This is a genomic window from Vibrio sp. CJQ_6, from assembly GCF_043106745.1.
In the GTDB taxonomy this organism is placed as follows: Bacteria; Pseudomonadota; Gammaproteobacteria; order Enterobacterales; family Vibrionaceae; genus Vibrio; species Vibrio furnissii.
This window is the reverse complement of record NZ_JBICMV010000008.1, coordinates 129,868-148,116: the sequence shown is the minus strand read 5'-3', so window position 1 is coordinate 148,116 and position 18,249 is coordinate 129,868. Positions and strand designations below refer to the sequence as shown.

Genomic DNA, 18,249 nt, shown 5'->3' with positions numbered 1-18,249 from the left:
CGCCGAATTAGACCACGAATTTGTTGAGAATCGCATCTTGCTCACGCACGTTTTCTGTTTGAACTTGCATCGCAATGTTGGCTTCTTCCGCAGATTCTGACACCTGAGTCGACAAATCTTTGATCTTCACCGTGTTGTTGTTGATCTCTTCTGCCACCAAGCTTTGCTCTTCCGCCGCCGAGGCAATCTGCATATTCATATCACTGATTTGTTGAATTGCATTGCGGATCCGTTGCAGCGCCGCATCCGCCAGTTGCGATTTCTCAACCGCATCTTCGGCAGTCGATTTACTTTCGTTCATCGCGACCGACACCGAGCTTGCGCCCGCTTGCAGTTGCTCAATCATGTTACGAATTTCGGTGGTCGATTGTTGCGTGCGCTGGGCCAGCGTGCGCACTTCATCGGCTACCACAGCAAAGCCACGACCCGATTCGCCCGCACGTGCCGCTTCAATCGCCGCATTCAGTGCCAGCAAGTTGGTTTGGTCGGCGATGTCGTTGATCACTTTCAAAATGGTTTCGATATTGGCGGTGGCCGATTCCAAGCCACGCACTTCTTCGACGGCCATTTCGATGTGTGCCGACAAACGGTCAATCGACGCGGTGGTGTCACTCACCACGCGTGACCCCTCGACGGTGGCATCATCTGCCTCTTTAGCCGCTGACGCCGCGCCTTGGGCATTGTTCGCCACTTCCGTTGCCGTCACCGACATTTCGTGCATCGCCGTTGCCAGTTGTTCCAGCTCTTGCAGCTGCGCGCGCATCGCTTCGGCAGAGCCGTGCACGGTGCCCATGGTTTGCTCAGCGCCACGCATGATCTCTTCACCGATGGCTTTCGACTGTTTGATCTGATGCTGCAAGGTTTCCGTGAAGCTGTTGAACCCTTTTGCCAATTCAGCAAACTCTTTGTCAGTATTGGTGTTGAGTCGCTTGGTCAAATCGCCCTGACCAGACGCCACATCTTGAATCGCTTCATTCAGTGCGCCCAGTGGGCGCATCAGCACTTTGATCAGCACGCTCAAGCCAATCACACTCAGTACCAACCCAATCACGGTGTAGAGAATCGAGCTGTTGCGCAAGTCAGACACCGCAGCAAACGCAATCGACTCATCGATGATGGCGCCGATGTACCAGTTTTCACTCGGCACCAGCGTAAAGTTGACCATAAACGGACTGCCATCAATGTCGATGCGCTGTGTGCCCTCTTTGAGTTGTACTTGGGGCAGATAGGTCGCGAGTTTCTGGCCGTTGTTTTTGGTATCTGGGTGCGCGATGGTAGTGCCATCAGCAGTCACGATAAACAGATAACCAGCATCAAACAGGTTGATGGAGTTCACCAACTCCGCCAGCTTGGTCAGCTCCAAGTCGTAGAACATCGCCGCTTTGAATTGACCATTTTCATACACGGGCGTACCAATCGAAATGATGGTTTTCTTGGTTGAAACGTCCACGTACGGGTCGGTCACGGTCAGCTTGCCGACGCGTTTCGCATCCACAAACCAAGGTCGTTTACGCGGGTCGTAATCGGCGCCCGGCTCCCAACCGTCATCATTTTCGACCACGGTGCCATTTGAGTCATACCCTAACCCCACCGCAAGGAAACTGCTTTTGAGCTTGGGTTTCTCAAGCACGTTTTTCACGTAGGTGCGGTTTTCCGGATCCAGCTCCAGCACCTCAGTCATCGACTGAGCCAGTGCTTTCTTACTGGTCATTTCGGATGTGATGGTATTTTTCACCCCGGCCACCATCTCTTTCAGACTACTGTTGACCAGAGATTCCACTTCCGAGCGCACGGTGCTCAGTTGTTGAATAGATAATAGTAAAATCACAATTAGTAGTAGCGCAGATGATGCAGCCACAATCTTTTGGCTAAATCTCATAATTTCCCTCGACTCGCAAACTCTCAGCACATTTAATTTTTTTATACTTATTCCTTGTTGTATCGACTAGCCAGATTGGAACTTGAGAGGTCTTAGCCCCTAAACTACATTTTAATCAATAATTTTGAACTCGCTTCATAAATGCACAAAAAAAAAGCCCCATCACAACGTGACAGGGCAATTCGATTCAATTTTTGTGCGCTCACGCGCTGGTTTGTGGCGGCTCTTCGTCAATGCTCGGTAGTGCTTTCCACACGGCTTTAACCAAAGTGGCCAACGGAATGGCAAAGAACACGCCCCAAAATCCCCACAGGCCACCAAACACCAGCACCGCCACGATGATCGCCACGGGGTGAAGGTTCACCGCTTCCGAGAACAGCACCGGCACCAACACGTTACCATCTAGTGCCTGAATGATGCCGTACGCAATCAGCAAGTAGTAAAACTCGGGCGTCACGCCCCATTGGAACAGCGCCACAATGGCCACAGGCACCGTCACCACGGCCGCCCCAATGTATGGAATCAAGACAGAGAAGCCGACCGCGACAGCCAGCAGCACCGAGTAACGTAACTCCAGCACGGCGAAAGTGACGTAACTCACGCCCCCGACAATTAAAATCTCCAGCACTTTGCCGCGAATGTAATTCGAGATTTGCTGATTCATTTCATGCCACACTTCGGTCGCCAGTTTGCGATTGCGTGGCAATACACCGCGTACAATGCGCAGCATCTCCTGCTTATCTTTAAGCAAGAAGAACACCAGCAGCGGCACCAGAATCAGATACACCGCTAAGGTCGCAATGCTCACCAGTGAGGCCAACGACCCTTTCACCACCGATTCCCCCATACTCAGCGCCTTGTTCTTGGCATTGTTCATGATGGGTTCCACGATTTCGAGGCTTGCCAATTCCGGGTAGCGATCGGGCAAGGTTGCGATGAATTTTTGCAATCCGGTGTACATGTTGGGAATGTCGTTAATCAAGTTGACAATTTGCTGCCAAATGGTCGGCACCAACCCAAACACCGCAAACAGCATCACGCCGATAAACGCCACAATGACCAAAATCACCGCGAAGGTCCGAGGAATTTTCCAACGGCACAATTGCACCACCGGCCATTCCAGCAAGTATGCCAACACAATGGCCACCAGCAACGGGGCAATTAAGTGACCGAAGAAGTAGATGGTAATGAAGCCAAAAAACAGAATAGCGACAAGGCTGACTGCATGGGGATCGGAGAAACGTCGTTTATACCAACGACTCACCATTTCAAACATGGGGCGCTGTCTCCTTTAAGACATGAAGAGAGAAATGATCATTGAACGTCTTACACTGAAAGGCAAACTGCTTTCGCAGCAAATAAGACTCGATATCGCGTATGGCACTGGGATCGACAATCAAAATGGTCATGGATTCGCCATTCTGCAACCGCTCGGTGTGACGTTTCGCAAGTAATAACGCCATCGGGCAACGCTGCTGACGCAAATCGAGAATATTCGGTTCCATTCTGCGGCTCAATCCTTAATATAGGTGGAACATTGTATCGCCTTTTCCGCTGGGTGCCAGTATTTGGCTTCGGCTAAAAATCGTTACAATTCATTGCTTACTTATACCTGGGCGTCTGTTCGGTGATCGGGAAACCAATCCAGTCAGGTAATGTCTTATACCTTAACAGTCGAACGGATGCGTTGACCAATCAAAGTTGATGGCCTCGCCAATCACGCTCGATTACAAGGTAAAGTAGAAGATGATTTTGGAGTCTCACCTCAAACCATGATAATTAAACGTACTCGTTCATTCGTGAGCCTTTGTTTGGCTGCGGTACTTGCGACCCCGCCCTTGGCTTACGCCGACAACAGCATCGAGTTGCCCAGCATTGGTACCGTCGCAGGTTCCACACTGACCATCGATCAGGAACTCATCTATGGCGATGCGTACATGCGCATGCTGCGCAACAGTCGCCCTGTTATCAATGACCCGGTACTCAACGAATACATCGATTCTTTGGGGCATCGTTTGGTGGCTTATGCCGACGATGTCAAAACCCCGTTTACCTTCTTTATGATTCGCGACCGCGACATCAACGCCTTTGCCTTCTTTGGCGGATATGTCGCGCTGCACTCCGGGCTGTTTTTGCATGCGCAATCGGAAAGTGAACTGGCCTCGGTTCTGGCGCACGAAATCGCGCACGTGACCCAGCGCCACCTCGCGCGCAGTATGGAAGATCAAGCGCGTCGCTCACCAGCGACGATCGCAGCGCTGGCCGGGTCACTGTTGCTGGCTATTGCCGCCCCGGAAGCGGGGATTGCCGCCATTACCGCCACCACCGCGGGGAACATTCAAAGCCAAATCAACTACACGCGTGCCAATGAAAAAGAAGCCGACCGATTTGGGATTGCCACGCTGGCCAAAGCGGGATTTGACGTCAACGCCATGCCGCGCTTTTTTGGCCGCTTGGCCGATGAATACCGTTACGCCAGTAAGCCGCCACCGATGTTGCTGACGCACCCATTGCCCGAAGATCGCATCACCGACAGTCGCCAGCGCGCGCAGCAATACACGCCCGTTCGTTTGCAACCGTCGCTCAACTACCATTTGGCACGCGCACGCATCGTGGCGCGTTATGCGGGCATCGACAGTGATGCAGCGCTTGACTGGTTCAACCGCACGCAGAAAAAAGCCGAACCGTCACTGCATCCAGCGTTTGAATATGGCAAAGCCTTGGTCTACATCGACAGCAAACAGTACGATAAAGCTGAGCCACTGTTGAATGCGCTGCTCAAAAGCGATCCGGTCAACGGCTTCTATCTCGATGCGGTGTCTGACCTTTATTTGGCCACCGACCGTCCACAAAAAGCGCAAGCGCTGTTGAGCGCAGCGCTGAAACAGAAACCCAATAACGCGGTACTGACCATCAACTACGCCAACGCGATGATGAAGGAAGAAAAGTACAGCGACGCGATTCGTATTCTGCAACGCTACACCCACGATAACCCCAACGACACCAACGGCTGGCAGCTCTTATCTGAAGCCAACATTCGTTTGGGGAACAGCGCGGAAGATTTGGCGGCGCGCGCCGAAATTTTTGCGCTACGGGCCAACTGGAACAAAGCCATTCAGTTTTACACCCAAGCCAGCCAGTTAGCTAAACTGGGCAGTTTAGAACAGGCACGTTATGACGCTCGCATCGACCAATTGATGGTGCAGCGTGAACGTTTCCTATCACTCCAATAACAAAATAATGATGAAGGAAGAATTATGTCAGTCGTGATTTATCACAACCCTCGATGCTCAAAAAGCCGCGAAACGCTGGCCTTACTGGAAGAGAAAAACATTCAACCACAGGTCGTCAAATACCTTGAAGAGCCGCTGAGCGTGGCGCAACTGAAAGAACTCTATGCACAGTTGGGTCTGACGCAAGTGCGCGACATGATGCGCACCAAAGAAGACATCTACAAAACGCTCAACTTGGCTGATACCAGCCTGTCTGACGATGCGCTGTTTGAAGCCATGGTGGCCAATCCCAAACTGATCGAACGCCCTATCGTTGTGGCAAACGGCAAAGCGCGCCACGGCCGTCCACCGGAACAAGTGCTGGATATTCTATGAGTTGTCGTTTGGTGGTGCTGTATTACAGCCGCCATGGAGGCACCCAAGCCTTGGCGCGCCAAATTGCGCGCGGCATTGAGTCGGTACCGGGGTGCGAAGCGTTGCTGCGCACCGTGCCGGAATTGACCGAACAGGCTGGATTGGCCGACGACCCCCTGCTGACACTGACAGAACTGCGTCAGTGTGATGGGTTAGCAATGGGCAGTCCGGTGTGGTTTGGCAATATGGCCGCGCCGTTGAAACACTTTTGGGATCAAACCACGCCGTTGTGGCTCAGTGGCGATCTGATCGATAAACCCGCATGTGTATTTACCACCTCATCCACACTGCACGGCGGTCAGGAAACCACACAGCAAACCATGATGATGCCGCTGTTACACCACGGCATGCTGGTGCTGGGGATCCCCTACTCGGAACCGGCGTTACACACCACCACCTCAGGCGGCACGCCGTATGGGGCCAGTCATGTGTCTGGACACAACGATCGCATCACCAGTGACGAAAGCACACTGGCACAAAGTTTAGGAAAACGACTTGCCCGCGTGGCAAGCCAATTGAAGGAAAAATCATGAGCGTCGATATGTCGCCGCGCACCACGCTGTTTCGTTGGCTTGCGCTGGGCGGGAACTTGTCTCTCTTGGGCTGGATTGCCCTATGGCAACTGGAACTGTCACCCCATCCACACATTAACCCACTCACGTTGACCATCGCGTGGCTCATTCCGCTACTGCTCCCGCTGCCGGGAATTTTAGCTGGCAAACCGTATACGCATGCATGGGCCAATTTCATTTTGATGTTCTATTTTCTTCACGCCTTGACCCTCTTGTACATTGATGATGGTGAGCGCGTGTTGGCCGCGGTTGAGCTATTGCTGACGCTGGCGGCATTTATGGGCAACATTCTTTATGCTCGTCATCGCGGGAAAGAGCTGGGATTGAAACTGACCAAGTTGTCGGAAGTGGAAAAGCAGGAACGCGCTCGGTTTGACAACAAGTCGTAACCGCGTTTTCTCGCCACTCACTCGTACAAAAAAAAGCGCCATAACGGCGCTTTTTTCATGTTGCAGGGTTTATGTTGCAAGAATCGAATTACCCTTGCCACTGAAAGTAGAGCGTGTTGATCGCGGGTTCAGCAGGCATCACCGGCTGCGCATCAATGCTTGGCTCGGTAGCCAGCACTGGTTGCACATCAATCGCCGACGTCGATGACGCGGCATCCGCTTGTGCAGGCGCTGCGGCAGCCCCTTCGCTATCAATGGCATTCGTTTCGACACCGCCTGTCTCTGCACCATCCGTCTCTACACCGTCCGTTTCAACGCCATCCACGCCAACAGCATGCGTTTCCGCCGCGGGCATCAGCGATGGTTCTCGTTGTAACTGCGGCGCTGGCGCTTCGCGAGTCACCACGCGGCCCATGCGCAGCACTTCTTGCTGAAACTGGCTTTCGCTCGCCAGCAAGTGCACTTTGAAAATCACTTCATTGCCTTGAATTTTAAGAATATCCAACGACGCAACCGAGCTTAACCGTTTGAGGCGGTCTTCCAGCGTAAAGAATGACACCGCGCCATTCACCGGCGTAAACGACGCCAGCACCGCTTCCGAGGATTCGCTGTTGACCATCACCGCGCCTTTCTGCGCGTAGTAATCACTCAGTTCATCCACCATGTCTGCGGCCGCATTTTGCCCCGACGCCTGACCGCTCATCGGCGTTTTAGGCGCCGCAATCATGTTGCCAGCGTTTTGATCGTACAGTGTCCAACGCAAATTCGAGCCTTGCGCACGCACCACCAACACCGCATCAGTTGGGTAACGTTGGCTGGCCAAACTGATCGGCTGCGTAAAGCCGCCCCACAGATCGGAAATTTGCACCCCAGTGATGTCATCAAAATCACCGACAGGCACAATAAGCGGCAGGCCACGTAATTGAGCGCTGGCTTTGAGCTGGCGCAGTAGGGGCGTATTGGCGTGCTCCCACGTGATGCTGCGATCATAATTGGACTCTTCCACCAGCCAAACCAACAGGTTGGCGCGATTTTCAGGCCAAAATGGCAACTGCGCCTGAGTCAGTAGCGAACGGATATGTTGGCCACTAAATCCCATGCGCAGGGTTTTCGCATCGCCTTGCTGCGCATAGCTGATCTGATTCAAGTACTGCGAATTCTGACGCAGCGCTTTTTGAATGACCTCATTGTTGACCGACTCTTTATCGCCGGTCGCACGCACAATCACTTGTTGCATCCCCGCAATGCGGGCCGCGGCGTCAGCATTGTCCTGCTGCTCATCGATCACGACTTCTGTTTGGTACAAATTGACTTTCGTCAGCGCAAGCGCCGGCAGACTCATCAGCCCGGCCATCAACAATGCTAAATAACGCATAGTGTTCCTAGGTCCTCAATTGTGAAGGTTGATGATAAGCAACTATCCGATTTCGGGCAAGAAAACGCCGCCAGTATCGCGTCAAAAAATCCCCAATTCGTGGCTGGCTATTTCGTCACTGTAAACTAAAAATAATCCATTTTTTGATCCAGTTTAAATGGCAAACGTTTGCAAAAGTGATAGAATCCCGCGAATTTTGTTCAGTATCAGGGAAAATACAATGAAAAATGCCATTCAAGGCGCACAGATGCTTTTCGTCGCATTTGGTGCTCTGGTTCTTGTACCGTTGTTAACCGGTCTTGATCCCAACGTCGCACTTTTCGGTGCTGGTGCCGGCACCCTCCTCTTCCAAATCATCACCCGTCGCTCCGTTCCAATCTTTCTTGCTTCTTCTTTCGCTTTCATCGCTCCCATTATGTACGGTATCCAAGCTTGGGGTATTCCGGCAACCATGGGTGGATTGATGGCAGCCGGTGCGGTTTATATCCTTATGGGTGCGGTGATTAAAGTGCGCGGTGTGGAAATCATCCACAAACTGCTGCCGCCTGTGGTGGTAGGGCCGGTGATCATGGTGATCGGCTTGGGCCTTGCGCCAGCCGCAGTCAACATGGCTCTGGGTAAAACCGGGGACGGTTCGGTGCAACTGGTCGCAGGCGATGCGGCCCTGTGGATTTCATGCGTTTCACTGCTGGTCACCATCGTGATGAGTGTGTTCTCCAAAGGCTTCTTTAAGCTGGTTCCCATTTGTGGTGGGATTGCATCGGGCTACGCTTTGTCGCTTTACTTTGGTGTGGTGAGCTTTGCGCCGGTACAACAAGCGGCATGGTTTGCACTGCCAAACTTTACTTTCCCAGAATTCAACATCAACGCCATTCTGTTCATGATTCCGGTTGCCATTGCACCCGCTGTTGAACACGTGGGCGATATGCTGGCGATCTCGAATGTGACCGGCAAAGACTACATCAAAAAACCAGGCCTGCACCGCACCATCACCGGTGACGGGGTTGCCACCATGGCGGCAACATTCCTTGGTGCGCCACCAAACACCACCTACAGTGAAGTGACCGGTGCCGTCATGCTGACCAAAGCATTCAACCCAGCAATCATGACATGGGCAGCAGTGACTGCCATTGTGCTGGCCCTGGTGGGTAAACTGGGCGCACTGCTACAAACCATTCCTGTGCCAGTCATGGGCGGCATCATGATTCTGCTGTTTGGCTCGATTGCAACCGTGGGCCTCAACACGCTGATCAAAAACAACGTCGACCTACACAAATCACGTAACCTCGTGATCGTGGCGGTGACGCTGGTATTTGGTATCGGCGGCATGGCTTTCGGTATTGGCGAATTCAGCCTGCAAGGCGTGAGCCTATGCGGTATTGTCGCGATTATTCTTAACCTAGTCTTGCCAAATGATTTGGGCGAAAACCACATCGTGGATAACGCGCAAATGGAAGAAGGCAAACACTGATTCGTTCGCAAATAACGGATTCGTTCTTGAAGATCAAAACGGCCTCTGATGAGGCCGTTTTTTTATGTGGGGTGTTTGCGCCTGCGCGTTAGGCATCTTGGCACAAATCGACAAACTGCGCGCGCGTGAGCATGGCTAAATCCTTGGGTGCCAGCTCGATTTCCAGCCCGCGTTTACCGGCGCTCACACACAGCGTTGGCAGTTCCAACGCACTAAGGTGAATGAAGGTTGGCAGCGCTTTTTTCTGCCCCAGTGGGCTAATGCCCCCCACCACATAACCCGTGGTTTTCTGCGCGATCTCAGGGTTTGCCATGTCTGCCTTTTTGGCATGCGCCGCTTTGGCTGCCAGTTTCAAATTCAATTTGTGATCCACCGGAATCACCGCGACCGCCAGATTCTTCTCTTCTCCATTGAGGCAAAACAGCAAGGTTTTGAATACGGTTTTCGGATCTTGGCCGAGTGCCTGAGCGGCTTCTAAGCCGTAGCTGCTGTGGCTCGGATCGTGTTCGTATTGATGGATGGTGTGGGAAACTTTCTTTTTCTTCGCAAGGTTAATCGCTGGAGTCATGGTGAATCGGTCCTTTATACCAATCAGGATAAACCCGGGCGGGCTTATAGTGATTCGTACCATTGAGATAAAAAAAACAGGCGATGCGCCATCGCGCATCGCGCATCGCCTGATAGTTAAAGGGATTCAACCTATTGAGTCAATCCTTTCCTGTCCTCATTCCTGATAAACGATTTCACCCGATGGCGCGAAACGGTTCACATCCACCGGACTGTTCGCTTCCAGATAATCTTTCAGCACTTCAGCGTCGACAAAACCGGTGTTGACGTAACCCGCGTGATCAGAAATCTTCGGATAGCCGTCACCGCCCGCCGCGTTAAAGCTTGGCACGGTAAAGCGGTAATTCTCATCCAGACGCAGCTGTTTACCACCAATGAAGACGTTCGACACTTTACCGTTGGCGACCGTCATGGTAATCCCCGCAAATTGCGCGTAGGCACCGGAATCAATCGGCTTGGTTGCCACCACGTTGAGGTAATCCAACACTTCCTGACCATTCATGTCGACGTAGCTCACGATGTTGCCAAATGGCTGCACTTGCAGCACATCTTTATAGGTCACATCACCGGCAGGAATGGAGTCACGCACGCCGCCCGAGTTCATCACACCAAAGTCGGCTTTCGCGCGCTGCATGTGCGCGGTCGCAATCAAACGACCCAGATTGGTTTGTTGGTAGCGCACCACATCGCGATCACCTTCCAATTTACCGTTGGTTTCAGCGATCTTCACGTTCAGCTGCGCTGCACCTTTTTCCTGATACGGACGCAGGAAATCGAGCATCGCTGGGTCTTCTTTAATTTCAGTGGTGGCAAATACACGTTGGCTTTCGCCGTTCACCTTCACTTTTTTCTTCAAGTTCACCGGAATGAGGTTGTAGCTGACCATGTTCAGTTCACCGTTACGGAATTCGTAATCCGCACGACCGACATATTTCCCCCATTCGTACGCTTGAACGATGTACGTTCCGTTTTGAATGTCCGGCTTACACTCATCACCCGGTACGAAGTTTTTCTTCACCAGATTCGGGCCTTCCATACAAACCGGCTCTTGGGAGTGACCACCGACGATCATGTCGAGTTCACCTTTCGGCAGGAAGCGCGCCAGTGCCACATCGCCCGGCGCATTAATGCCATGCTGACCATTCTGGTAGTGGCCCATGTGTGTCACGGCGATGATCAGATCTGGGTGTTCGGTTTTTTTCAGTTCTTGGATCACCTGTTTCGCTTCCGCTTTGGGATCGCGAAAATCAATGCCACCGATGTATTCCGGGTTACCAATCTTGGCGGTGTCTTCTGTGGTCAGGCCGATCACCGCAATCTTAATGCCCTGCTTGTCGAAGATGTGGTACGGCTGGAACAGACGTTTGCCAGTCGCTTTGTCATAAATGTTGGCCGACAGCATCGGGAAGTTGGCCCACTCTTCCTGTTGGAACAGCACTTCGAGCGGGTTATCGAATTCGTGGTTACCAATGGCCATCGCATCATAACCAATGTGACTCATGCCTTTGAAATCCGGTTCGGCATTCTGCAAATCAGATTCGGGCACCCCGGTGTTGATGTCACCGCCAGACAACAACAGCACGCTGCCGCCCTGCGCTTCTACATCCGCACGGATCTGGTCAATCAGCGTTTTGCGCGCGGCCATGCCGTATTCACCATAGTTGTTCTGCCAAAAACGGCCGTGATGGTCGTTGGTGTGCAAAATGGTCAACTTGTAGGTGGTGTCTTGTTGCCATTCGTGTGCGGGTTGCGAAGCACAGCCAGCCAGCGACGCAATAATTGCGGCGCTTAACACGGATTTGAGGAGTAAGCCTTGTTTCATTGTCGTACCTTTCAACTGATGGGGGTCCACTACTTTTCTTTTCAAAGTGTAGTCAGTCAATGCGCTCTTCTTTGAGAGTGATCGCGCCAACTGACTGATAAAACATGAACTAATTTAAAATAAGCCAAATGATGTAACAGCTTTGTTGCATCACTCTGTGAAATTCATCACTAAAAATAGCCACAGGCGTGGCGAAGCGTATCGAGAAATGGCAAATGGTGTTGTGAAGCGCCGAGAGTATTTCACCCGTTATCCGCACGCCATCTGCAAAAATGAGTGCGCAAGCGTTTACGTCACCGCCGAAGCACAGCGACAAAAAAGCCGCCCGAAGGCGGCTTCTGCAATCGATTAGCGAATGTCGATCGGCGCGAAGCTTTTCACCAAATCGTCCAGCGCTTTCATTTGCGCCAAGAACGGCTCCAGCTTGTCGAGCGGCAGTGCCGATGGGCCATCGCATCGCGCTTGATCTGGATTCGGGTGCGCTTCAATGAACAAGCCCGCGATGCCCGTTGCCAGACCCGCTTTCGCCAGTTCCACAGTTTGCTCACGACGACCACCCGAGGCAGCGCCCGATGGGTCACGCATTTGCAGGGAGTGCGTCACGTCAAAAATGATAGGGCTGCCGTTCGACGCTTTCTTCATCACGCCAAATCCCAGCATATCAACAACCAAGTTGTCGTAACCATGGCATGAGCCGCGCTCACACAGGATCACTTTCTCATTGCCACACTCTGCGAATTTTTCCACGATGTTGCCCACTTGACCTGGGCTCATGAATTGTGGTTTTTTCACGTTGATCACCGCGCCTGTCTTCGCCATGGCTTCAACAAGGTCGGTTTGACGCGCCAAAAACGCGGGCAACTGAATCACATCCACCACGTCCGCAACCGGCTGTGCTTGTGCTTCGGTGTGCACGTCAGTGATGATTTTCACGCCGAACGTGTCTTTCAGTTCTTGGAAAATTTTCATGCCTTCTTCCAAGCCAGGACCACGGTACGAGTGCACTGAGCTGCGGTTCGCTTTATCAAACGAAGCTTTGAATACGTAAGGGATGCCCAATTTGTCAGTCACTTTGACGTAGTGCTCACAGATTTGCATCGCCATATCGCGCGACTCCAGAACGTTCATACCTGCAAACAGGGTAAACGGCTTGTCGTTGGCAACCGGAATATCACCGACGTGAACAATTTTCTGTTCCATTCTCTTTTCTCTTCGTTGTGATTAATGCAGCGTCACATGGTTGTGACTGAGTGCATTGAGTTGAGTTTTCAATAATTCTGCGGCCGGATCGTCCGGGCACTGCTCAATAAAATATTGATAATCCGTCAGCGCCACCTGATGGCAATCCAACTGTTGATAGATAAAGCCGCGATCGCGAATTTCATACGGATCATCGGGCACAAACGTCAGTGCCAGATCGGTGCATCTCAGCGCTAGAGTATAGCGCTCTTCACGCAGCAGAGCACTTTTCAGCAAGGCCAACCAACGCCCAATGATGGTTGGGTGATCGGCAGGCTTCAAATGGTCGGCTTTGAGTTTGGTCAGCGGGCCTTTGTGGCCAATCAGCCACGCTTGCAAGGTATGACGCGACACATATTCACCGGAAAACGGGTTCAGGTACAAAGGCGCTTCTCCCGGCCAGCGCAGTTCCAATAAGAACTGCGTCGGAAAGGTGATGCCTTGCAGCGGAAAGCCCAATTGGCGACCAAAAAACAGCAGCAATGCGCCCAAACTGACAGGAATGCCTTTGCGGCGTTCCAGCACTTTATCGATGAACGCGTTGTGGGAATCGTAGTAGGCCTCGCGGTCACCACAAAATCCCCACTCAAAATAGAATAAGCGTAGAAACGATTCAAAACGCTGCTTTTCATCGCGTTCATGGACCAGACTTTGCTCAGCATCGTCCAGTAATCGTTTCAATTCGATGCGCGCCCAGTCGACCTGGGTGTCCGGATTGATGGCTTTATTCAGCGCAAGGGCACCTTCCACCAGCTCCATCGCATCGAAATCTTCATCAAACAAATCCAGCATCACACTACTCTATCTGTGAATCTAATACGGACAGCAACAGCCAATGCGGCTTAGCCAAAGAACATCGGAATTTTGGTTACGGCAATTTTGCCGGCAATCGCCAGCCAGCCCAGCGCACCAAAAAACGCAAATGTGCGCAGCAGCTTGTTGCGACCCAGTTTTAGGGCAAAGAAACCCAGTGCGATGTAAGCCAGCACGCTGGTCAGTTTGTCGGTCATCCAAGGTGCGGCTGCGGTAAATGGCACAAATCCGGTGACAAAAATCAGGCCGATGCCGGAGAGCAGCAGGCAGGTGTCCACAATATGAGGAAACACTTTGAGGAATTTATGTTGGCGCAGTTCTGAATCCATCATCATCAGTACGTAACGTACCGAGAGCAGCAGCGCGCTCAGACCGATGGTCAGCAAGTGAAAATGTTTTAATCCTTCGTACATTGTCTTCCTCGTTCGTCGTTATATTGGCCCAGCGTCACGCGATCATGACCGGCATAATCCTGCTCGGTGATCACGTGCTGATAGCCCAGCGCTTGCATGATGGTTCTCACGCTCGCACCCTGATCGTAACCGTGTTCAAACGCCAACCAGCCGCCGCTTTGCAGATAATCACGGCCAGCGTCGCTGATATGTTTGATGTCGGCTAACCCGTTATCGGCGGCAACCAGCGCACTTTTCGGTTCAAAGCGCACATCGCCCTGAGCCAAATGCGGATCGTTTTCTTCGATGTATGGCGGGTTGGAGACTATCAAAGCAAACTTTGTACCGTGTGATAAGGGTTCAAACCAACTGCCCTGCAAAAACGTGACATTGGTTAAGTGCAAACGGTTTGCATTGTCGCTGGCCAATTGCTGCGCTTCGTCACGCAGGTCGATCCCAACCACGCGACGTTGTGGTAGTTCAGAGGCAAGCGCCAAGGCAATCGCGCCTGTGCCCGTCCCCAAATCGAGAATATCACCATCCAGCGTCTGCGCTTTCTCCAGCGCCACTTCCACCAAGCGTTCCGTGTCGGGACGCGGAATTAAGGTGGATGGCGAAACTTTCAGCGGCAGCGACCAGAATTCACGCTCCCCGATGATGTACGCAACCGGCTCGCCAGTCAGGCGACGGGCAAGCAGTGCATCAAATGCTGCATGCGTGGTGTCATCGAGAATTTTATCGGGCCAAGTCAGCAAGTAGGAACGCGGTTTATCCAGCGCATGGCAAAGCAGCACGGCGGCATCGAGTGACGGCGAATCACTGCCGCTGTGCGTCAATTGCAAAGTCGCCGCCTTGAGGGCGGCTTCTATGGTCAGTGGCGAAGTCATTGACATCAAATCAGTTGAGCTCAGCAAGCGCAGCCAGCTGATCCGCTTGGTGTTCTTGAATCACGGGATCCACCAGCGATTGCAGATCGCCTTCCATCACTTCACTCAAACGGTAAACCGTCAGGTTAATGCGGTGATCAGACACGCGGCCTTGCGGGTAGTTGTAAGTCCGAATGCGGTCACTGCGATCGCCCGAACCCAGCAGGTTACGACGCGTGTCGGAGATTGCCGCCGCACGTTTTTCTTCTTCCGCTTTCGCAATGCGCGCAGCCAGTACCGACATCGCTTTGGCTTTGTTTTTGTGCTGTGAACGCTCGTCCTGACACTCCACCACAATGCCAGTTGGCAAGTGAGTAATACGAATTGCAGAATCGGTGGTGTTGACGTGCTGACCACCCGCACCAGACGAGCGGAAGGTATCAATTTTCAGATCCGCGGTACGGATTTCTGGAATTTCAGCTTCTGGCACTTCAGCCATGACCGCCACGGTACACGCCGAGGTGTGCACACGGCCTTGCGATTCGGTCGCTGGAACACGTTGTACGCGGTGGCCGCCGGATTCAAATTTCAGCACACCGTACGCACCATCGCCGCTCACTTTGGCAATCATTTCTTTGTAGCCGCCGTGCTCTGCTTCGTTGGATGACATCACTTCGATGCGCCAACCGCGTTTTTCAGCGAAACGGCTGTACATGCGGAACAGGTCGCCGGCAAAAATGCCTGCTTCATCACCGCCCGCACCAGCGCGGATTTCCAAGAAACAGTTGCGGTCATCGTTGGGATCTTTAGGCAGCAGCAAAATTTGCAGCTCGTCGCTCAGGCGCTCAATCTCGGCTTTCGCGACCTTGATTTCGTCTTGCGCCATTTCACGCATCTCTGCGTCGTCTTCTTTGGCCATCTCTTCCGCCGCGCTCAGATCGTCCTGCGCTTGCTGATAAGCCTGAAAACAGTGAGTGATCTCCTCAAGCTGTGAGTACTCTTTTGACAGAGCACGGAACTTGTCCTGATCTCCGATAACTGCGGGGTCGCCCAGCAGGTGTTGAACCTCTTCATAACGCTCAACCAGGGATTCAAGCTTTACTAAAATCGACGCTTTCATAGTTTCTTCTTTAAACGAATAAGGAGTAAGTGTTTATTGTGGATCATCAAGACTTTATTGTGGGTCATCAAGACCCAGACTTTGTCTGATAATGGCCAGTTTGGCTGGCTCTCCCTGCTCCGCGGCGGTTTGCAACGCACGCGTCGGGGTGTGGATCAGTTTGTTGGTGAGTTTGTTGCTCAGTTCAATCAGCAGTTTTTCTGGATCGCCGCCTGCCGCCAACGCTTGCAAGCTTTTGCTCAGCAAATCCTCACGAATGTCATTGGCCGCTTTGCGGTAATCGCGAATACTGTCGACCGCTTGTAGCGAGCGCATCCAAGTCATGAACGCGGCACTTTCTTCGCTGACAATCGCTTCGGCTTGAATCGCTTCAACCTTGCGCTGCTCAATATTACTATCAACGATAGATTGCAAATCATCCACTGAATAGAGGTACGCGTCGTTCAAATCGCCAACTTGCGATTCAATGTCGCGCGGCACCGCGATATCCACCAGCAACATCGGCTGATAACGACGCGCTTTCAGGGCGGTTTCGACCATGCCTTTACCAATGATTGGCAGCGGACTGGCGGTTGAACTGATGACGATATCGGCATGCGCCAGATAATCGGGAATTTCATTCAGTGCAATCACTTCAGCGTTGAACTGCTCGGCCAAATTCATGGCACGCTCACGTGTGCGGTTGGCCACGATCATGCGTTTACAGTTGTGGCTGGCCAAGTGCTTGGCCACCAACTCAATGGTTTCACCTGCCCCAACCAAGAGCACCGTCGCATCCGAAAGTGATTCAAAAATGTGTTTTGCCAGTGTGCAAGCGGCATACGCCACCGACACTGCACTGCCGCCGATTTCGGTTTCAGTACGAACCCGTTTGGCCACAGAAAACGCTTTTTGGAATAACTTTTCCATCGACGAATCGACTGAACGACTTTCGCGAGAATCGGCGTAGGCCTGTTTGACCTGCCCCAGAATTTGCGGCTCCCCCAACACCAGAGAATCCAAGCCACATGAGACGCGCATCAAGTGGCGAATCGCCGCCTGTTCTTCATGCACATAAAGGCTCGGTTTAAGATCTTCAGCATTCACCTGATGGAACTGCGACAACCATTCGATCACCTTGTTCTTGCACGATGACTTCACATCACAGTAAATCTCGGTGCGGTTACACGTCGACAGGATCACGCTCCCGTTGACAAATGAACTGTCCGATAGCTGCTCCAAGGCGTCAGACAACTTGTCTGGGCCAAACGCAACTTTTTCTCGCAATTCAACCGAAGCCGTATTGTGATTGATTCCAATAGCAAGCAAGGACATCTATCGAGGGTTCTCTGGTAAGAAATGGGCTAGGCGCAGAATTTTACTTGATGACCCTGTTTATTGAAAGGGTCAACGGGATTTGTTTTCCCGAGTTCGTGATATCAATGATATAGTGAAGACCGTTTGACCATTTTGACTGGATAAATAACGAGCACTTTTTATGACGCATAAGCCACGTATTTACCTGATCGTGATGCTGCTAATGACCCTCTTTGGCTGTAGCAGCGTGCCGGAACCCATTACCGATGTGCAATGGCAATCCCATCAAGCTCGACTGACGAGCATCGCGCAATTTAAACTGGCCGGCAAAATCGGTTACATCTCACCTGAGCAGCGCCAATCTCTGAACTTTCAATGGCAAAAATCCAACCAAAATAGTCAGTTACGCCTGACTAACTTTCTCGGCCAGACGGTGCTCAACCTGACCATGACCGCGCAAGGCGCGCGCGTGGAAACGTATGATAACCAAGTTTATACCGCCCCCAACGCGCAGCTTTTGGTACGCCAACTGACCGGGCTCGATATCCCGGTGGATCTGCTACAAGACTGGATCCTCGGCCTGCCGTCCCAAGCCGATGCGTACGCGCTGAACGAGAACAACACCCTCGCGACCTTAGACAAGCGCGCGGGCAGCACCAACTGGCATGTGGATTACGGCCGCTATCGTGAATACCCATGGCAACACACCCAACTGCCATTGCCGGATAAGCTCAAACTGACTCAAAACCAAACCTCGATTAACCTCGTGATTTCCAATTGGACACTGACGCCATGATTCCA

The 18,249-nt window shown here is 52.3% G+C and carries 18 protein-coding genes; 6 read left to right on the top strand and 12 right to left on the bottom strand.

Features of this window, described 5'->3' with window-relative positions:
• Positions 1–7 precede the first annotated feature (7 nt).
• From ACF8PK_RS02895 to ACF8PK_RS02885, 3 genes are all read right to left on the bottom strand, one after another.
• On the bottom strand, positions 8–1,879 hold the full coding sequence (locus tag ACF8PK_RS02895) for a methyl-accepting chemotaxis protein (protein ID WP_014204606.1): 1,872 nt from the start codon (positions 1,877–1,879) through the stop codon (positions 8–10).
• Between the two features lie 202 nt (positions 1,880–2,081).
• Positions 2,082–3,155 carry an AI-2E family transporter gene (locus tag ACF8PK_RS02890; protein WP_014204605.1) on the bottom strand — a complete coding sequence of 358 codons (1,074 nt, stop codon included), beginning with the start codon at positions 3,153–3,155 and terminating at the stop codon, positions 2,082–2,084.
• Positions 3,148–3,384: a sulfurtransferase TusA family protein gene (locus tag ACF8PK_RS02885; RefSeq protein ID WP_143680989.1), complete on the bottom strand. Its 237-nt coding sequence runs from the start codon at positions 3,382–3,384 to the stop codon at positions 3,148–3,150. Before ACF8PK_RS02885 ends, ACF8PK_RS02890 begins: the two co-directional genes overlap by 8 nt.
• A 267-nt stretch (positions 3,385–3,651) precedes the next feature.
• Between ACF8PK_RS02885 and ACF8PK_RS02880 the strand changes: the two genes are divergently transcribed.
• Genes ACF8PK_RS02880 through ACF8PK_RS02865 form a run of 4 tightly spaced genes read left to right on the top strand, consistent with a single transcriptional unit; the run spans position 3,652 to position 6,487 of the window.
• Positions 3,652–5,112 carry a M48 family metallopeptidase gene (locus ACF8PK_RS02880; RefSeq protein WP_041942497.1) on the top strand — a complete coding sequence of 487 codons (1,461 nt, stop codon included), beginning with the start codon at positions 3,652–3,654 and terminating at the stop codon, positions 5,110–5,112.
• A gap of 24 nt (positions 5,113–5,136) precedes the next feature.
• Positions 5,137–5,487 carry an arsenate reductase (glutaredoxin) gene (gene arsC, locus ACF8PK_RS02875; protein ID WP_055465398.1) on the top strand — a complete coding sequence of 117 codons (351 nt, stop codon included), beginning with the start codon at positions 5,137–5,139 and terminating at the stop codon, positions 5,485–5,487.
• The gene (wrbA, locus tag ACF8PK_RS02870; RefSeq protein ID WP_014204602.1) at positions 5,484–6,059 is read left to right on the top strand and encodes an NAD(P)H:quinone oxidoreductase; all 576 of its coding nucleotides are present in this window, start codon (positions 5,484–5,486) and stop codon (positions 6,057–6,059) included. The genes arsC and wrbA overlap by 4 nt, the downstream gene beginning before the upstream one ends.
• A gap of 8 nt (positions 6,060–6,067) precedes the next feature.
• A complete protein-coding gene (locus ACF8PK_RS02865; RefSeq protein WP_172562318.1) occupies positions 6,068–6,487 on the top strand; it encodes a DUF2069 domain-containing protein in 420 nt (139 codons plus the stop codon).
• Between the two features lie 88 nt (positions 6,488–6,575).
• Here ACF8PK_RS02865 and ACF8PK_RS02860 read toward each other — a convergent pair whose 3' ends face one another.
• Positions 6,576–7,862, bottom strand: coding sequence for a DUF2066 domain-containing protein (locus ACF8PK_RS02860; protein WP_392439999.1), 1,287 nt, complete (start codon positions 7,860–7,862; stop codon positions 6,576–6,578).
• Between the two features lie 220 nt (positions 7,863–8,082).
• Here ACF8PK_RS02860 and ACF8PK_RS02855 point away from each other — a divergent pair, with 220 nt between their 5' ends.
• On the top strand, positions 8,083–9,333 hold the full coding sequence (locus tag ACF8PK_RS02855) for a uracil-xanthine permease family protein (RefSeq protein WP_004724744.1): 1,251 nt from the start codon (positions 8,083–8,085) through the stop codon (positions 9,331–9,333).
• 88 nt (positions 9,334–9,421) lie between these two features.
• Here the strand turns inward: ACF8PK_RS02855 and ybaK are convergent, their stop codons facing one another.
• From ybaK to hemA, 8 genes are all read right to left on the bottom strand, one after another.
• Positions 9,422–9,901: a Cys-tRNA(Pro) deacylase gene (gene ybaK, locus ACF8PK_RS02850; RefSeq protein WP_004724746.1), complete on the bottom strand. Its 480-nt coding sequence runs from the start codon at positions 9,899–9,901 to the stop codon at positions 9,422–9,424.
• A 156-nt stretch (positions 9,902–10,057) separates the two neighbouring features.
• On the bottom strand, positions 10,058–11,722 hold the full coding sequence (gene ushA, locus ACF8PK_RS02845) for a bifunctional UDP-sugar hydrolase/5'-nucleotidase UshA (RefSeq protein WP_004724748.1): 1,665 nt from the start codon (positions 11,720–11,722) through the stop codon (positions 10,058–10,060).
• A 348-nt stretch (positions 11,723–12,070) separates the two neighbouring features.
• Positions 12,071–12,922 carry a 3-deoxy-8-phosphooctulonate synthase gene (gene kdsA, locus ACF8PK_RS02840; RefSeq protein WP_004724752.1) on the bottom strand — a complete coding sequence of 284 codons (852 nt, stop codon included), beginning with the start codon at positions 12,920–12,922 and terminating at the stop codon, positions 12,071–12,073.
• A gap of 21 nt (positions 12,923–12,943) precedes the next feature.
• On the bottom strand, positions 12,944–13,753 hold the full coding sequence (locus ACF8PK_RS02835) for a SirB1 family protein (protein ID WP_041942496.1): 810 nt from the start codon (positions 13,751–13,753) through the stop codon (positions 12,944–12,946).
• A gap of 50 nt (positions 13,754–13,803) precedes the next feature.
• On the bottom strand, positions 13,804–14,187 hold the full coding sequence (locus ACF8PK_RS02830) for a SirB2 family protein (protein ID WP_004724756.1): 384 nt from the start codon (positions 14,185–14,187) through the stop codon (positions 13,804–13,806).
• Positions 14,172–15,053, bottom strand: coding sequence for a peptide chain release factor N(5)-glutamine methyltransferase (prmC, locus tag ACF8PK_RS02825; protein WP_055465402.1), 882 nt, complete (start codon positions 15,051–15,053; stop codon positions 14,172–14,174). Before prmC ends, ACF8PK_RS02830 begins: the two co-directional genes overlap by 16 nt.
• 10 nt (positions 15,054–15,063) lie before the next feature.
• Positions 15,064–16,152, bottom strand: a complete 1,089-nt coding sequence (prfA, locus tag ACF8PK_RS02820; protein WP_004724760.1) for a peptide chain release factor 1 — start codon at positions 16,150–16,152, stop codon at positions 15,064–15,066.
• A gap of 54 nt (positions 16,153–16,206) precedes the next feature.
• Positions 16,207–17,466: a glutamyl-tRNA reductase gene (hemA, locus tag ACF8PK_RS02815; RefSeq protein ID WP_238808918.1), complete on the bottom strand. Its 1,260-nt coding sequence runs from the start codon at positions 17,464–17,466 to the stop codon at positions 16,207–16,209.
• A gap of 163 nt (positions 17,467–17,629) precedes the next feature.
• Between hemA and lolB the strand changes: the two genes are divergently transcribed.
• Positions 17,630–18,244: a lipoprotein insertase outer membrane protein LolB gene (lolB, locus tag ACF8PK_RS02810; protein WP_392439993.1), complete on the top strand. Its 615-nt coding sequence runs from the start codon at positions 17,630–17,632 to the stop codon at positions 18,242–18,244.
• The last annotated feature ends 5 nt before the right edge of the window (positions 18,245–18,249 follow it).

Coding starts and splice junctions, on each gene's coding strand:
- ACF8PK_RS02895 (WP_014204606.1), bottom strand. CDS start 1,879: ATGAGATTTAGCCAAAAGATTGTGGCTGCATCATCTGCGCTACTACTA.
- ACF8PK_RS02890 (WP_014204605.1), bottom strand. CDS start 3,155: ATGTTTGAAATGGTGAGTCGTTGGTATAAACGACGTTTCTCCGATCCC.
- ACF8PK_RS02885 (WP_143680989.1), bottom strand. CDS start 3,384: ATGGAACCGAATATTCTCGATTTGCGTCAGCAGCGTTGCCCGATGGCG.
- ACF8PK_RS02880 (WP_041942497.1), top strand. CDS start 3,652: ATGATAATTAAACGTACTCGTTCATTCGTGAGCCTTTGTTTGGCTGCG.
- arsC (WP_055465398.1), top strand. CDS start 5,137: ATGTCAGTCGTGATTTATCACAACCCTCGATGCTCAAAAAGCCGCGAA.
- wrbA (WP_014204602.1), top strand. CDS start 5,484: ATGAGTTGTCGTTTGGTGGTGCTGTATTACAGCCGCCATGGAGGCACC.
- ACF8PK_RS02865 (WP_172562318.1), top strand. CDS start 6,068: ATGTCGCCGCGCACCACGCTGTTTCGTTGGCTTGCGCTGGGCGGGAAC.
- ACF8PK_RS02860 (WP_392439999.1), bottom strand. CDS start 7,862: ATGCGTTATTTAGCATTGTTGATGGCCGGGCTGATGAGTCTGCCGGCG.
- ACF8PK_RS02855 (WP_004724744.1), top strand. CDS start 8,083: ATGAAAAATGCCATTCAAGGCGCACAGATGCTTTTCGTCGCATTTGGT.
- ybaK (WP_004724746.1), bottom strand. CDS start 9,901: ATGACTCCAGCGATTAACCTTGCGAAGAAAAAGAAAGTTTCCCACACC.
- ushA (WP_004724748.1), bottom strand. CDS start 11,722: ATGAAACAAGGCTTACTCCTCAAATCCGTGTTAAGCGCCGCAATTATT.
- kdsA (WP_004724752.1), bottom strand. CDS start 12,922: ATGGAACAGAAAATTGTTCACGTCGGTGATATTCCGGTTGCCAACGAC.
- ACF8PK_RS02835 (WP_041942496.1), bottom strand. CDS start 13,753: ATGCTGGATTTGTTTGATGAAGATTTCGATGCGATGGAGCTGGTGGAA.
- ACF8PK_RS02830 (WP_004724756.1), bottom strand. CDS start 14,187: ATGTACGAAGGATTAAAACATTTTCACTTGCTGACCATCGGTCTGAGC.
- prmC (WP_055465402.1), bottom strand. CDS start 15,053: ATGACTTCGCCACTGACCATAGAAGCCGCCCTCAAGGCGGCGACTTTG.
- prfA (WP_004724760.1), bottom strand. CDS start 16,152: ATGAAAGCGTCGATTTTAGTAAAGCTTGAATCCCTGGTTGAGCGTTAT.
- hemA (WP_238808918.1), bottom strand. CDS start 17,466: ATGTCCTTGCTTGCTATTGGAATCAATCACAATACGGCTTCGGTTGAA.
- lolB (WP_392439993.1), top strand. CDS start 17,630: ATGACGCATAAGCCACGTATTTACCTGATCGTGATGCTGCTAATGACC.